This window comes from Aeromonas popoffii, assembly GCF_037818705.1.
In the GTDB taxonomy this organism is placed as follows: domain Bacteria; phylum Pseudomonadota; class Gammaproteobacteria; order Enterobacterales; family Aeromonadaceae; genus Aeromonas; species Aeromonas popoffii.
On the sequence record NZ_CP149129.1, the window covers coordinates 1,380,218 to 1,395,866 of the forward strand.

Sequence of the window (15,649 nt, forward strand, 5' to 3'; positions counted from 1 at the left end):
TGTGCTGTGATCTGGGTAAAAAGCATTCTTCTCTGGCTGATGGGGCTCGTCTTCCTGCTGCTGATTGGCGTCAGCCTGCTGGGCTTCACCCATCAGGGCAACAAGTGGCTATGGCAACAGGCCAGGGCGGCGCTGCCCTCCCTCAAGGGAGAGCTGGTGGCGGGCCAACTCGGTTATGGCTGGACCCTGGAAGGGGTCGGCTGGCAGGACGAGCTGGTGGATGTCATGGTGGAGCGGGCCGTGCTGAACTGGGATCTCGGCAAGTTGTTGCAGGGCAAGCTCTGGATCAAATCCCTGACGGTCACCCACCCCGTGGTCAAGGTCGCTGAATCGGAGCCGGTGCAGGAAGAGCCATCAGAACCCTTCGTCTGGCGTCCGCTGCCCCTGCGGATCCAGGTCGATAGCCTCCAGGTAACGGACTTGGATCTGGCGGTGCCCGGCGTCGGTGTGACCCTCACGTCCCTCGACATCGGCGCCACCCTCAGTCGCCAGGGGCTCATCGTGCGCGGGCCTGTGCTGGATGGCCTGACCGTGACCCTGGCCGAGACGCCGCCTGCCGATGCAGCCAAACCGGCTGCGGCCAAGGCGCAGAAGGCAACCAACGCGGCGCCCATTGCGCTGCCCGCCATCACTCTGCCTTTCCCCATCCAGCTGGAAGGCCTGACGGCGACCCGCTTTCGCTATCAACAAGGGGAGCTGAACGAAGGGCTCGACACCCTGCGGCTGTCGGCCAGTGGGAAAGAGGAGCGCATCGAGGTGCGCGAGCTCTCCCTGCGCCATGCCATGGCGGATGTGGCGCTTAAGGGCCATATCCGGCTGACCGAGGATTATCCGCTTGAGTTGACCCTGGACGCCAAGGCCCGCAAGGGGCTGCTGGATGGCAAACTCAAAGGGGGGCAGGCGACCCTGATCCTGGGTGGCTCGGTAGGCAAGCTGGCGCTGGATCTGCAAGCCAAGGGGCCTGTGGCCGCCAACCTCAAGGGGTCATTGGCCGCCCTCAACCCTGACTTGCCGTTTGATCTGGGGCTGGAGTGGCAGCGCCTCGACTGGCCCCTGCACAAGCCAGCCAAGGACGAGCCCAGCTATCAGTTGGACAAAGGCAGCCTGACTGCCAAGGGTAAACTCTCCGGCTATCAGTTTGCCTTGAATACGGCTGGCAAAGGCACGGACGTCCCCCCCTTCAAGCTGGCGCTGACGGGCAAGGGGGATCTGGAACAACTGAACCAGATAAAGCTGCAGCTCAACGCCCTGAAAGGGGAGCTCAAGCTCGATGGCAAGTTGGCCTGGAATCAGGGGGTGCGCTGGCAGGGCACCACCGAATTCAAGGAGATCAATCCCGCCGAACTGGTTCCCGAGCTCAAGGGCAAGCTGGCGGGCAAGATTACTAGCCAGTTCGAACTGAACGAGACAGGCCACTGGCAGCTGCAGCTGCCAGAACTGAAGGTCGAGGGCAAGCTCAACCAGCATCCGCTGGCCATCAAGGGCCGCCTCAGCGGCAACGACAAGATGGAGTGGCAGATCCCCGCGCTGGCACTGCAAAGCGGCCCTAACCAGCTGCAGGTCAAGGGCAGCCTCAGCCAGCAGGCATGGAGGCTGGATGCGGATATCGATGCCCCCAATCTGGCCGGGCTCTACCCCGGTTTGAAGGGGGACATCAAGGGACAGGTGCGCCTCACCGGCAACCAGCAGACACCAAGGGTCACGACGGAACTGGCCGCCAGCCGGCTCTACTATGCGGGCACGGATCTGAAGGGGATTGCCATCAAGGGTAATGCCCTGGTCGGCGACAAGCCGGCCGGTGAGCTGGCGCTGACGGTGGCGAGCCTGGTACAAGGGGTCAACGCGCTCAGCCAGCTGGCCCTAAACCTGAGCGGTGATCTCAATCAGCATGTTTTATCGCTGACCATGAAGGGCGAGCCGGTGGCGGCCAATCTCAACCTGAGCGGTAGCCTGCGCGGGGACCGCTGGCGTGGCACCCTATCGGAGCTCAAGCTGAACACGCCGCTGCAGCGTTGGGAGCTGACAGCCCCCTGGGCGCTTGACCTCGATCTGCCGCACCAGCGGTTGACCATGGGGGATCTCTGCCTGGGATCCAAAGGGGCCAGCCTCTGTGTCAAGGGCAGCCAGATTTCGGCCCAGCAGGGTAGTCTCGAATTTGCCCTGAGCGGGTTAGATCTCCAGCGTCTGCACCCCTGGCTACCGGACAATTTCTGCTGGCTGGCGGTGCTCTCCGCCGATGGCAAAGCCAGTTGGCGAGGCAGCCAGCCGACCCTGCGCGCCACCGTGCGTACCACGCCGGGCACCCTGGTTGCTAATGGGCTCAAGACCGATTATCAGCAGCTCGAGTTTGGGATCGATTTCGAACGTCAACAGGCGGCGCTCCGGCTCGATTTCGTCTCCAAACAGATAGGCACTATCGATACCAATCTGCTGGTCACGGATCCATCCGGCCGTGGCAGGCTGTCGGGGCAGCTCAAATTTGACGACCTCAAGCTGACGACCTTCGCCCCGCTCATCCCGGAGGTACGCTCCCTGCAGGGGGTTATCTCCGCCGATGCCCGTTTCGATGGCACCCTGGCCGCCCCCTTGCTGTTTGGTCAACTCAACCTGCTGGATGGGGAGGTGCAGACCCATTCCGACATGGTGACCCTCTCCAAGCTGGTGACCCGCCTCAAGATTGAAGGCAACCGGGCTGAACTCGACGGCACCATGCTGGTGGGCAAGGGGCCGCTGGTGTTGGGGGGCTGGTTGAGCTGGGCTCAGATGCCGGTCAGTGGCAGCCTCACCATTCAGGGCAAGGAGCTGGATGCCCAATATCCGGGCATGGGACGGGTGCGACTCTCACCCGATATCGCCATCTCGCTGGGAGAGCAGACCCAGATCACCGGTCAGGTCGACATTCCCTGGGCGCGGATCCTGGTCAAGAGCTTGCCCGAGAGCGCGGTCTCCGTCTCCGATGACGTGATTGTGATCCATGACGATCTGCCGCCGGTGCCCAGGGCGACGCCGCTGCCAATAGCGATCAAACTTGCCATTCGGCTCGGAAACGACATACGGTTCGATGCCATGGGGCTCACCACCAGGGTGGGCGGGAGCATCAACATCAGCCAGGAGCCTTCCCGGCCACTTGCCGGCAATGGTCAGCTGGTGCTCAACGATGGTCGCTTCAGGGCTTATGGCCAGAACCTCATCATCAAGGATGGTCGCATCCTCTTCTCCGGCCCGCTGGATCGGCCCTTCCTCAACATAGAAGCCATTCGGGATCCCGCGACCATAGCGGCCAATGTGACTGTCGGGGTCAGGGTGACAGGGCCGGCTAGCAAGCCCAATATCACCGTTTTTTCTCAACCTCAGATGGCGCAATCCGAACAGCTTTCCTATCTGCTGCGCGGCAGGGGCTTGCAGACCAGTGGCGCAGATGGCGGTTTCAATGGCTTGCTGGTGGCCGGTGCCGTCAGTCAGGCCAGCGGCGTTGTCTCCAGCCTGGGGAAATCCCTCGGCATGAGCGATGTGGCGCTTGATACTGCTGGCAGTGGCAACAACACTCAGGTTACCTTGTCTGCCTATCTGTTGCCTGGCTTGCAGTTCCAGTATGGGGTCGGTGTGTTCAGCCCCATTGCCGAGCTCAGGCTGCGTTATGAGCTGATGCCCAGACTCTACCTGCAGGCTATGAGCGGGGTGGCCCAGGCAGTGGATATCTTCTATCGCTTCACCCTGCCGGGCAGGTGAATATAAAACGGGAGGCTTAGGCCTCCCGTTTTCATAGGGCCAGTGTGATGGTTTAAGGCCCACTGTTTTTGCATGGTCAGAAATGCGAAAACCCGGCGCCAGGCCGGGTTTTCTGAAGATTGGTGGAGGGAGAAGGATTCGAACCTTCGAAGGCAGAGCCGTCAGATTTACAGTCTGATCCCTTTGGCCACTCGGGAACCCCTCCACGGGGCATTGCATCTGTTGCTTGGCCTTGCTGACTACTGCACTTGAAATGGTGGAGGGAGAAGGATTCGAACCTTCGAAGGCAGAGCCGTCAGATTTACAGTCTGATCCCTTTGGCCGCTCGGGAACCCCTCCACAAGTGCGAGGCGCATACTAACAGATCTTCCGCTGTTGTGAACCCCTTGACGGGATTTTTCCTGCTCACAGGATCCGATTTGCGGCCGATAAGCGATGAAACCACCATTTCCAAGAGTTATCTCATGCTACCCAGCGCGATACGTGATCAGCTGTTGGTTGACGAGGCCCAGCTGGGGCAACGTCTAAACCGGGATCTCCAGCACGGCGACAGGGCTGATTTTCGTCTGCACTTGGCCTTGCTGACCGATGCTGTGGAGGCGCAGCCCTGGTTCGATCCGGTGGCCGCGTCCAAGCCGGATCCCCGGGACTGGCGCAGCCGCTTTGCGCTGCCAGCGCTGGCCCCCCTGCAAGGGGGTGAGGATGATGGGGATGGTGTGCGACTCAACGAGCGGCTGCAGCAGGGGGGCTCGATGGTGGATGTCAGGCTCTGGCTGGCGCTGCGCTCGCCGCCCTTGCTGGGCACGCAGCCGACGCTGGATCCCGCCGTGTATGACAACCTCTCGCTTCTGGGGCGTGAGCGCTGGCAACGCAAGATAGCGGATCAGCCAAGGGGTGACGATCCGCTGCTCATGCTGCCAATACTGGATGCGTTGCAACAGGGGGTGGATGCTTGTCTGCACTGGTTAAGCTGAGACAGGGTAAGGAGGGGGCATCGACTCGCGGCAACGTCAGGATGCAAAAAGGCGGGAAGATCCCGCCTTTATTATTGTTTGATTCGTGCGATGTACTGCAGATTATGCGTCGGCTTCATCCACCTGGGGTACGACTTCCTTGGTACTGGCGGCCGCACGACGGGCGATGGGCTTCTCGATGTGGCGGTTGAGCTGACGTTCCAGCTTTTGCCCCAGTTCGGTGATGGCGGCGTACATATCCTCGTGTTCTGCCTGTGCAAACAGTTTGCCGTTGGGGATGCCAGCACTGGCTTCAACGATAAACATCAGACGCTCTTTGGAGACAATCACATGGGGGGTGATAAGAGGCACCTGAAGACGTTCGAGCTTTTCAAAGCGGGATTCAATGCGCTCGCGGATAGCCGGGGTGATGTCGATGATTTTGCTGGTAATTTCGATTTTCATATTGGCCCCCTTCGGGTCGTCTTGCTTGTGTCTTCACCTTCAGAGTACTCATGGCAGAATATTGAAATGTGATCTTTGTCACGAAATGAATCCTTTACTATCACGCGACTTATAAATTGTGATCTTTTCCCGTTCTGCGTCAAAAAGCACTTGAGCTCCATGAAACTGGCAGGCAGTATGGGAAACTTGGATCGTTTCTGTCCCCCCTTGGCAGCGCCGCATGTCGACCTCATGTCCGGTTTTCACCGCATAGTCTCGCTTCTTTCGCACTCCTCACCTATCGCGCTATGCCCGTAGTGCGAGAGGGTATTGTGTGGCTCTATCAAGTTGTCAGGGTATTGAACGTGGTTGTCGTGGTGTTGGAGTAGTAGATGAAACAGCAGGGCACTCAGATGATGTGGTTTTATGATCGGCAACATGAGCAGTGGAGCCTGTCCGATCATGCCTCTTACCAGTTATGGCAAGGGGAGGGGGCACATCCCTGGGCCGGTCAGCTGGCCGTGGACGATGAACCCGGATTCTCTGATTTTCTCTCCAGACTCTACCACTCACGCCAGCCAGCCCAGTTCATCGGTCACCTGATGGACGAGCATGGCGAGGTGCGCCATGTGCTCTGGAGCGGCCAGTACGTCTCTGCCCAGCAAGTATGCTGTGGCTGGCTGGCCCCGCTGGATACCACCCGCAGTACGCCTGAACTGTCCCAGCAGCTCCCCCTGTTGCAAGATCCCCTGCTGGCCCAGCTGGCCCAAGCGCTGTCGGCCAGAACCGGGCTCGACTTTTTCGATACCCTGATCAACCAACTCGCCCATATTCTGGTCGCGGATGCGGTATGGCTGGCAGAGCGCACCAGCAGCGACCGCCTCAAGGTACTGGCCTGTCACGGTATCGACCTCAAGGAGTACGAACTCGCGGGCATGCCCTGCCAGCAGCTCTATCGGCGTGGTGAGGCCTGCGTGGTCACCATCGAGGCCGATTGCCAGCTTAATCCGCAGTTGAAAGCGGGGCAGCGTTATTACGCCCAGCCGCTGTTCGACAGACAGGGTCAGATCCTGGGCCATCTGGCACTGCTCTTCTCAGGCGAGATCGAGATCCCCAACCTGGATTCAGTGCTGACCATTTTCTCTGTGCGCATGGTGGCCGAGCTCGAGCGGTTGCAGAGCGATGCCCAGCTGCGGCTCTCTGCGGTGGCCTTCGAAACCCACGAGGGCATCATCATCACGGATCCCGACTTCAAGATTTTGCGGGTCAACCATGCCTTTAGCCAGATTTCCGGCTTTGACAGTCAGCGGGTGATTGGGTTGCATCTTGGCAATGACCTCTGGTCAGGGCTGGGGGGGCTGGGCTATGAGCTCAATACCTTGAGCCGCTGGCAGGGAGAGACCCGGCGCCAGCACGTCGATGGTCACATCTATCCCCAGTGGGAAATCGTCACGCCCGTGCAGGATGACAAAGGGGTGATCAGCCACTTCGTCATCTGTTTCGAAGACATCTCGGAGCGCAAGGAGGCCGAACGTCGCATCCAGCATCTCGCCTACTACGACGAGCTGACCGGTCTGCCCAACCGCCGCCAGTTGCACGAGACCCTGGCTCAGGCGTTCCGTGAGGCAAGCCGCGATCACCTGATAGGGGCCCTGCTGTTCATCGATCTGGATCACTTCAAGACCATCAATGACTCCCTGGGTCATGCCACCGGCGACTGGCTGCTTAAGGAGGTGGCCACTCGCCTCAAACGGCTGGTGCGCCAGGGGGATTGTCTGGCGAGGCTGGGTGGCGACGAATTCGTGCTGCTGTTGCCCTCGCTGTCGGCCAGCCCGCCCCAAGCGGAGATGCAGGCCGACATCATCACCGAGCGGCTCATCAGCGAGATCGCCGCCCCCTACACCCATGGCCAGCAGGTGCTGCACATAGGCGCCAGCGTCGGCATTACCCTCTTCCCCGGCCGTGGGCAGGGGGTGGACGATCTGCTCAAGCAGGCTGACACCGCCATGTATCAGGCCAAGTCGGCGGGCCGCAAGACCCGCCGCTTCTTCGATGCCTCCATGCAGCAGCAGGCGGATCGTCGGCTACTCATTCACAACGAGCTGCGCAATGCCCTCAGCCAGCAGGAGCTGACCCTCTACTACCAGCCGCAGCACATGGTGGAAGGGGGGGACATCATAGGGGTCGAGGCGCTGATCCGCTGGCAACCGCCGGGGCGGGCGCTGGTCTCTCCCGCCGAGTTCATTCCCATTGCCGAGGAGACGGATCTCATCGTTGACATCGGTAACTGGGTGCTGCACGAGGCGTGCGCCCAGTATGTGCTGTGGGAAGAGAAGGGCATCCACATCCCCCAGCTCTCGGTCAATGTCAGTGCCAAGCAGTTCCATGCCAGCGACTTTGTCGAGCGCATTCATGATGTGCTGGCCGCCACCGGCATGGATCCCGCCTGCCTGAATCTGGAGATCACCGAATCTGTGGTGCTCGGCCATGCGGAAGATACCATCAGCAAGATGAGCGAGCTCAAGGTGCTCGGCATCAGTTTCGCCATCGATGATTTCGGCGCCGGTTACTCCTCCCTGAGTTACTTGAAACGGCTGCCGGCCGATGAACTCAAGATAGATCGCTCCTTCATCCAGGACATTCCCAAGGATGGCGACAACATGGCCATCGTCGAGGCCGTTATCGCCATGGCTCGCCACATGGGGTTCAACGTGACGGCAGAAGGCGTGGAGTCACGCCAGCAGCTGGAGTTTTTGCAGGCACAGGGCTGCCATTTCTATCAGGGGTATCTGGCCTCCAAGCCGTTGCCAGTGCCTTATCTGGAACGTTATGTCAAACGTCTTACCCGCAGTGATGGCGTTGTTTCAGGCGCGAAAAATAGTGTGGTGAGCGAGCTGTAGCCCTTCACGTTAACGAGTAGAATGAGTGCACGACACCACCGCCAACGGGCTGTGGTATTACTGCGCAATGGAGACGTCTTTGGTGAAAGCCCTGCAGGGAATCATATTATCGGCGCTGTTCGTGCCCGGACTTCTGATGCAAGTCGCAGCACAGACTATGGATCAGTCCCTCTATCGTCAGGCCCATGAGGCAGTAAGAGCAAACGATCAGGCCCGTTTCCAGCAAATTCGCGCCCGTTTGACCCATTATCCTTTGTTGCCCTATCTGGATTACTACCAGCTGGCCTTCCGGCCCGGGGCGGCAGACTATGACAAGGTTGTCAGCTTCATTCGCGATCACGGTGACACGCCCCAATCCAACCGGCTGGAACGCAGTTACCTCACCTATCTGGCCCAGAGTCAGCAGTGGTCCCAGTTCCTGCGTTTCTACCCGGCCAAGCCGAGCTCCACCGATCTGCTCTGCATGCACTATCAGGCGCGCTACTACACGGGGCACCAGACTCAGGCCTTGCAGGAGGCGGGCAAGCTCTGGTTGAGCGGCCAATCCCGTCCCGATGCCTGTACCCCTTTGTTCCAGCTCTGGCAGCAGGCTGGATTGCGTACCCAGGAGAAGGTCTGGACCCGCATGACCTTGGCGTTTGAAGCGGAAAACCCCAACCTGATACGCCATCTGGGCGCCCAACTTGGCAGCGGCATGCGGCCCTACGCCGATCAGATGATCGCCTTGTTCGAGCTGCCCGCCAAGGCGATGAACCCGGCCTATTTTTCCACCACAGCCCCCTCAAAGCGGCTGTTGCTGCTGGGCTTGGCCCGTTATGCCAATCAGCAGCCCGAATCCGTGCTGGGCCAATTGCCCACGATGCGCACGCGCTTCGGGTTGACCACCACAGAGCTGGAGCCGGTGGAGCGAGCCGTGGCCCGTCGCCTGCTGTTGGCGCGATCCACTTCCCAGCGCAGTTGGGTGGATGCCACTGTCGTGCGGCTGGCCGATCCCGATCTGCTGGAGCTGCGTGCCCGGCTCGCCATCTGGGAGCAGGACTGGCACGGGCTCTCCGGCTGGGTGAAGCGCATGCCGATGGCGTTGCAGAAAGAGGATCGCTGGCGTTACTGGCTGGCGCGCTCGCTGGAAGTACAGGGGCAAAAGAAACCGGCGTGGGATCTCTATCTGGAAACGGCCAACTTGCGCGGTTTCTATGGTTTCATGGCCGCTCAGCGCACGGGTGTGCCATATCGGATCAAGAACCAGAGCGCCGGCACCAAGGTACCCGACTGGCGTACTGCAACTCAGCATTGGCCCTTCTTGCTGCGGGTGCGTGAGCTGCTGGACATGAATGAAATCACGGCGGCGCGCGCTGAGTGGGTCCACAACATGGATCGCAACCCGGTGGCCCAGCGTATCGAGTTTGGCCACATAGCGCTCAATCAGGGATGGCATGAGCTGGCTATTCTGGCCAGCATCCGTGCCGAAGCCTGGGATGCGATCGAGTTGCGTTTCCCCAAACCCTACAAGCAGACCTTCAGCCAGATGGCGCGGGAGCGCTCGGTGGATATGAGCTTGCTCTATGCGGTATCGCGCCAGGAGAGCGCCCTCTATCCGCGGGCAGAATCGCCGGTGGGTGCGCGTGGTCTGATGCAACTGATGCCAGCCACCGCCAAGGAGACCGCCAGCAAGTTGGGGGTGCCCTATCGTAACGAGCAGCAGCTGTTCGATCCCGCCATGAACATCCGCCTTGGCAGCGCCTATCTCAAGCGGCTGCTGGATGTGTATGACGGTAATCGCATTCTGGCGACGGCGGCTTACAATGCCGGACCTGGCCGGGTCAAACGCTGGCGCGATCAGAGCACTGACAAGCCAATGGATGTCTGGGTCGAGAGCATCCCCTACAAGGAGACGCGCAACTACGTGCAGAACGTGCTGTCGTTCGATCTCATCTATCAGCACAAACTGCAACAACCGCTGCGCTTCATGTCCGAACGCGAGCTGAGTCACGCTTATTGAGATGGCAGCCGCGGCGGCGGCTGCCCAATTCCCTTTCCTCCCCCAAAATGGTTATTATCCCATAAGGTTTTGTGACAAAAGGAAGCCTGTCAGGTGATCGGGCGCCATATCTTGGTCTGACAGGCTCGATATCATCGCCCGATCAACACAGACAGGCTTCCCCAACAAAGGAATTGATAGTGGCAACGATTAAAGACGTTTCTCGGTTGGCTAATGTGTCCATTTCAACTGTGTCGCGGGTGATCAACAACACGGCTCAGGTGGCACCAGAAAAGCGTGAGGCCGTATTGGCGGCCATGAAGGAACTGAATTTTCGTCCCAACAGTTTTGCCCAAGCGCTGGTCAGTAAGCGGTCCAACTGCATCGGCGTTCTGGTGGGGGACCTGTGTGGTGGCCCCTTCTTCGCCCAGATGATGCGCGGCATCGAGACCATGGTCGACAAGGCGGACAAGTTCACCATCGTCATGTCCGGCAACCACGATGCGGTGCGCGAGCGTCATGCCATCCAGGCGCTGCTGCAGCGTCAGTGCGATGCGCTGATCTTGCACAGCAAGGCGCTGCCCGACGAGGAGCTGAGCGAGCTGGTGACCGGTAATACCCCTATCGTCTTCATCAACCGCCAGGTGCCGGGTGCCGAGGATCGTTGTGTCTGGCTGGATAACCAGGCAGGCATCACCACCGCCTGCCAGCATCTGCTGGATGCGGGTCACCGCAAGATTGCCTTCGTGACCTCGGATGACGAACAGTTCGTCGACGGTCAGCAGCGGATGGCGGGCTACCGTTACGCTCTGCAGCGGGCGGGCTTGGCGCTGGATCCTGCCTTGATTGGGCGAGCCTTCGCCGATGAGAATGGCGGTTATGTAGCCATGGGTGAGCTGCTGGAGCGAGGCGTCGAGTTCACCGCTGTGCTCGGTTTCAACGATGCCATGGTGGCGGGGGCCATCTCCTGCCTGCTGGAGCGGGGCTACAAGATACCGCAGCAGATCTCTGTGGTGGGTTTCGATGACATACCCTACGCCCGTTACATCTACCCCAAACTCACCACAGTACGTTATCCCATCGAGGAGATGGGCGGCCGGGCGGCCGAGCTGGCCCTGCGCCTGCTGGATCACAAGCCGGTCGACGGGCTGGTGCTCAAGTTCGAAGCCGAGCTGGTCAGACGCGAATCCGTCGCCTGACGAGACAGAATTGGCCCTGAATGGGCCAATTCTTCGTCGATGCGTAGCCCAAAAATTGAAAGCGTTTTCAGAAATCCTTTTCAACTGTGATCCGCTTCAAAGCTTTTTGGCCAGCCTGCCACTAGCATAGGCCCCACGAATTAGGAGCCTGCGCTCCCGATTTTCCCGCTGTGGGAGGTAACTGGTCAATCCAGCTATTTCCTTCGTTACTTTCGACGGTCATCATGGATGACCGTTTTTTTTTGTCAGGATTTTTGCCAATGACCACAAAATGTATACAGCAGACGGGGATAGTGGGGGCGGGTTGGCTGGGGCTGCCGTTGGCTCGGGCGCTGCAGGCGCAAGGCAAGGCCGTGGTGGTGACGGTCAGCTCGGCCGAGAAGGCCGCCCGTCTGACGGCCGAAGGGGTGCCGGCCTGGCCGCTGCAACTGTCGGTCCAGCTGGAGGCCCTGCCGTTTCAGTGTCGCGAGCTGGTGATCTGCGTGCCGCCGAGCAAGACAGAGGATTACCCTGAGGCCATCGCCCGCCTGTGCCAGCTGGCAAAAGCTACGGGAGTGCAGCGGGTACTGTTCGTGAGCGCCACCTCGGTATGGGCGCCGGGGCAGGGGGAGGATGAACCGCCTGCCCCTGCCCACGCTCGTGGTATGCGGATGCTGGCCGCCGAGCAGGCGGTACTGGACGCAGGTATGGAGTGTGCCATGGTACTGCGCCCGGCCGGCTTATATGGTCCGGAGCGCCATCCCGGGCGTTTCCTGGCGGGCAAGACCCTGGAAGGGGGTGGGCAGGCGGTGAACCTGGTGCATCTGGATGATGTGGTGGCCGCTTGCCAGCTGATGCTGGCGCAAGGCGAGAACCGGGATGCCTACAACCTGAGCGCCCCCGTTCATCCGCGCCGCGAGCAATTTTATCCCTTTGCGGCCCGCCAGCTCGGCTTGCCGGCCCCCGTCTTCATCGAGCCTGCCGGGATCTTTGCCCCGGTCGAGGGCAGCCTCATCTGTCAGCGCCTCGGTTTTGCCTATCGCTGGCCCGATCCGGCCCACTGGTTTGCCGAGCTGGCCGCACGGGGCAACTGAGGTACGTCTGGCCTGCTCACGGAGTGTCTCCTGCGCGGTGGTATGCAGCGCCAGGGCTGGGTCCGTGGGGTAATTGAGGTTTGCCAAGGCGGGGCTCGCCCCCTATCATGCCGCCATCCATGATAGAGAGAGCGGTAATGATGGTAGATACAAAACGTCACCCTGACGGGGAGCTGTTGCTGAGAACCCTGGCGATGCCAGCCGATACCAACCCCAACGGCGATATTTTCGGGGGCTGGATCATGTCCCAGATGGATATAGGTGGGGGCATCATGGCCAAGGAGCTGGCAAAAGGACGTATTTGTACCGTTTCTGTCGAGGGCATGACCTTTCACAGCCCGGTGAAAGTCGGTGATGTGGTTTGTTGTTATGGGCGTTGTCTGAAGATTGGCCGCAGCTCAATGCGCCTTAAACTGGAGGTCTGGGTCAAGCCGGTGCTTCGTGCAAACGAAGCCCAGCGTTACTGTGTGACCGAGGGGATTTTCACCTACGTTGCCATCGACGATCAGGGCAAATCCCGCCCGGTTCCAGTCTGATCCGGCTCAGATAAGCCGGGCGTTGATGATGGATAATTCCTGCTCAAAGCCGGTTTTTTGCCGTATCATGCGTTCCAGCATCTCTTCCGAACCGACACAATGCTCACTGTCGAACAGGCAGAGATCGCATTGGGGATCCCGTCTGATCTGGTAGACGGTGGAAAGATCCACTTGATGACAATTTCCTTGTTGATCATAAAATGTCACGCGGTACTGGTACTGTCTCGCCATCGTTGAATTCCTTTTGGATGCGCCGGCCGGACACGATTCATGAGCCTAGTCGGTTGCGATGACATTTGTGATGGTCATGACACAATGCAGAGGCAGGTGGTTGTTAGCCAATGAAAAATAGTTATCGCATTCTGGGAACGTCGTTGCTGACGTTGGGGTTGGTCGGTTGTTTCGAGGTGCCGGATCAGGATCATATGGTGACGGCGCAGGGCATCATTCCCGGCGTCAATTGCCAGCAGCCGCCACTGGTGGCGCTGGCTTCCACCGCCTTGCCCCGCGAGTTTGGCGTCACTGTCTGGAACCTCTACAAGGGTCAACGTAAAAACTGGCGCGAGGGGTTGGACGAGTATGCTAAATCCCAGGATCTGGTGCTGCTGCAGGAGTCGGCGACCCACCCGGATATGCTGGCGTGGCTCAAGGCTGGTGAGTTCCAGTGGCAACAGTTGCAGGCGTTCACCCAGGGTGGCGTCTCGTTTGGCGTCATGACGGTCGCCAAAACGCCACAGGCCTTCGTCTGTGGCGTTCGTTCGCCAGAGCCGCTGCTACGCATTCCAAAGTCCGGTCTGGTCAGCCTGTACCCCTTGCAGGGCGATCCTGACGGTGTGCTGGTGGTGAACTTGCATGCGGTCAACTTCGAACTGGGCATGGCCACCTTTCGCGAGCAGCTCAATGATCTGACCGCCCTCATCCATCGCCATCAGGGACCTGTCATTCTGGCGGGGGATTTCAACACCTGGAGCGACAAGCGCGAATTCTGGCTGAACAAGCTGGTGGGCGAGCTGGGACTGCAGGAGGCCATCCCGGTGCCCGATCTGCGCCGTACCGCGTTCGGCCGTCCGCTGGATCACCTCTACTACCGCAATCTGGACCTGGTGGAAGTGAGCAGTCCGGCGACCGACGCCTCGGATCACAATCCCATCATTGCACGCTTCGCGGCCCAGGCCATTACTCCCTGATGGCCCTCGGCGCCGATAAAAAAAACACCCCGCACTTGGCGGGGTGTTTTTTTATAAAGTGACGGTCACTCAGCTGTTGTTCTTCACGAACAGGGTCAGCTCCTGAGCCGGCTTGAGGTCATCGCTCTTGCCGGGCTGATTCCAGCGCATCACATCCATCGCAGCGACCTGAAAGCGGGCGGCGATGGAGGGGAGTGAGCCACCCCGACCAACCTGATAACCCATGGACTTGTTGCTGCTCTTGTCCTACTTGGTCCAGACCACCAGCTTCATGCCGGGTTTCAGGGCCGACTTGGTATCAAGACCATTCCACTTGGCCAGTTGATCATGAGTCACCCCGTGAGCCTGGCTGATGCTCCAGAGGTTGTCACCGGAACGTACCTTGTACTGGATCTTGCTGCCGCTGTGACTGGCAACCTGCTGCGACTTGCTCTGGGCTGCCTGGCGGGTGACCTGTTTGCTGCCACCGGTCGGAATCATCAGGGTTTGGCCACGGCGCAGGTTGTCGCCACGCAGGTTGTTGGCCAGTTTGAGCTGCTGCACGCTCACCCCGTTGTTCTGGGCGATGCGGGAGAGGGTATCGCCACTGGCTACCTGGTAGGAGCGGGTGCGGATACGCTCGCTCTGGGGCAGATCGGCCAGGGCCAGCTCCAGGGTGTCGGCATATTCGACCGGCACCAACAGGCGATAAGGGCCCTGGGGAGAGGTCGACCAGCGGCTCAGGGCCGGATTGACCTCTTTCAACTGGGCCGGGCGCAGACCCGCCAGCTGGGCGGCCACGTTCAAATCGATCTGCCCCCCGGTGTTAACCACCCGCAGTTGAGGTTTGTTGGCCAGTACCGGCAGGGAGACATTGTATTTGTCCGCGTTGCGGATCATGTCCGCCATGGCCAGGATTTTGGGCACATACATGCGCGTTTCACGCGGCAGATCGAGGGACCAGTAGTCGGTTGGACGACCGGCCTTCTGATTGCGGACTATGGCATTGCGCACACGCCCTTCACCGGCATTGTAGGCGGCCAGGGTTTGCAGCCAGTCACCATCAAAGAAGCGGTTCAGGTACTCCAGATAATCCAGCGCAGCATGGGTGGAAGCCAGCACATCGCGGCGGCCGTCATACCAGTTGTCGTGGCGCAGGCCGAAGTTCTTGCCGGTCGCAGGGACGAATTGCCACAGCCCGACCGCATTGCTCCGGGAGCGGGCGTGGGGATCGAACATGCTCTCGATCATGGGGATGGTAATAAGCTCCATTGGCAGCTCACGCCGTTCGATTTCCTCTACCATCAGATACAGGTAGGGCTCAGCCCGGCTGGCAATGGTCGCCAGATGCTTATCATTGCGCAACAACCAATCACGCTGCTGGCGGACACGGTCGTTATCCTGTGGATCAAACTGCATATCCTCGCTGATACGCACCCACAGATTCTCGGTGTCATTCAGTTCGTCTATCTGTTCATCACCGAACAGGAAGCGCGAAGAATGTTTTTTATATGCTTTTTTGTTGACTTGGGGGGACTTGATCGGCTCGATTGCCGTTAGCGCCCGGTCATCCTGATGGCTCAGGTTTTGGCAGCCGCTGAGAAACAGCGCCGTCAATAAGGCCGTTCGTACCTTCATCTCGCTCAGGTCATCTCTTGAAAAACAGCTGGC

At 59.9% G+C, this 15,649-nt stretch carries 10 protein-coding genes, 2 tRNA genes and 1 pseudogene; 8 read left to right on the forward strand and 5 right to left on the reverse strand.

The genetic code is table 11. The features are described from left to right. Positions 1-6 precede the first annotated feature (6 nt). Positions 7-3,729, forward strand: a complete 3,723-nt coding sequence (locus tag WJM78_RS06590) for a translocation/assembly module TamB domain-containing protein (RefSeq protein WP_339014579.1) — start codon at positions 7-9, stop codon at positions 3,727-3,729. A 120-nt stretch (positions 3,730-3,849) separates the two neighbouring features. Here the strand turns inward: WJM78_RS06590 and WJM78_RS06595 are convergent. Both WJM78_RS06595 and WJM78_RS06600 read right to left on the reverse strand, forming a co-directional pair. Next, positions 3,850-3,934 (reverse strand) — tRNA-Tyr (locus tag WJM78_RS06595). Positions 3,935-3,983: 49 nt separating this feature from the next. Then, a tRNA-Tyr gene (locus WJM78_RS06600) sits at positions 3,984-4,068 on the reverse strand. A gap of 125 nt (positions 4,069-4,193) precedes the next feature. On the opposite strand from WJM78_RS06600, the gene WJM78_RS06605 reads away from it, so the two are divergent. Further along, on the forward strand, positions 4,194-4,703 hold the full coding sequence (locus tag WJM78_RS06605; RefSeq protein ID WP_287146419.1) for a VC2046/SO_2500 family protein: 510 nt from the start codon (positions 4,194-4,196) through the stop codon (positions 4,701-4,703). 102 nt (positions 4,704-4,805) lie between these two features. On the opposite strand, the gene hpf is transcribed toward WJM78_RS06605, so the two are convergent. After that, positions 4,806-5,147: a ribosome hibernation-promoting factor, HPF/YfiA family gene (hpf, locus tag WJM78_RS06610; protein ID WP_042034639.1), complete on the reverse strand. Its 342-nt coding sequence runs from the start codon at positions 5,145-5,147 to the stop codon at positions 4,806-4,808. A gap of 371 nt (positions 5,148-5,518) precedes the next feature. Here hpf and WJM78_RS06615 point away from each other — a divergent pair, with 371 nt between their 5' ends. From WJM78_RS06615 to yciA, 5 genes are all read left to right on the forward strand, one after another. Then, positions 5,519-8,026, forward strand: a complete 2,508-nt coding sequence (locus tag WJM78_RS06615) for a putative bifunctional diguanylate cyclase/phosphodiesterase (protein WP_339014584.1) — start codon at positions 5,519-5,521, stop codon at positions 8,024-8,026. Positions 8,027-8,108: 82 nt separating this feature from the next. Next, on the forward strand, positions 8,109-10,025 hold the full coding sequence (locus WJM78_RS06620) for a transglycosylase SLT domain-containing protein (RefSeq protein WP_339015779.1): 1,917 nt from the start codon (positions 8,109-8,111) through the stop codon (positions 10,023-10,025). Positions 10,026-10,204: 179 nt separating this feature from the next. Then, positions 10,205-11,203 (forward strand): LacI family DNA-binding transcriptional regulator, encoded by a 999-nt coding sequence (locus tag WJM78_RS06625; protein ID WP_339014586.1) that lies wholly within the window; start codon positions 10,205-10,207, stop codon positions 11,201-11,203. Positions 11,204-11,463: 260 nt separating this feature from the next. Beyond that, positions 11,464-12,276: an SDR family oxidoreductase gene (locus WJM78_RS06630; RefSeq protein ID WP_339014589.1), complete on the forward strand. Its 813-nt coding sequence runs from the start codon at positions 11,464-11,466 to the stop codon at positions 12,274-12,276. Positions 12,277-12,413: 137 nt separating this feature from the next. Continuing rightward, the gene (gene yciA / locus WJM78_RS06635; protein WP_084204563.1) at positions 12,414-12,812 is read left to right on the forward strand and encodes an acyl-CoA thioester hydrolase YciA; all 399 of its coding nucleotides are present in this window, start codon (positions 12,414-12,416) and stop codon (positions 12,810-12,812) included. 6 nt (positions 12,813-12,818) lie between these two features. Here yciA and WJM78_RS06640 read toward each other — a convergent pair whose 3' ends face one another. Beyond that, a complete protein-coding gene (locus tag WJM78_RS06640) occupies positions 12,819-13,043 on the reverse strand; it encodes a hypothetical protein (protein WP_042034633.1) in 225 nt (74 codons plus the stop codon). A 110-nt stretch (positions 13,044-13,153) separates the two neighbouring features. Between WJM78_RS06640 and WJM78_RS06645 the strand changes: the two genes are divergently transcribed. After that, a complete protein-coding gene (locus WJM78_RS06645; RefSeq protein ID WP_339014593.1) occupies positions 13,154-13,999 on the forward strand; it encodes an endonuclease/exonuclease/phosphatase family protein in 846 nt (281 codons plus the stop codon). Between the two features lie 69 nt (positions 14,000-14,068). Here WJM78_RS06645 and WJM78_RS06650 read toward each other — a convergent pair. After that, a pseudogene (locus tag WJM78_RS06650) lies at positions 14,069-15,616 on the reverse strand (LysM peptidoglycan-binding domain-containing protein). Positions 15,617-15,649: the final 33 nt, after the last annotated feature.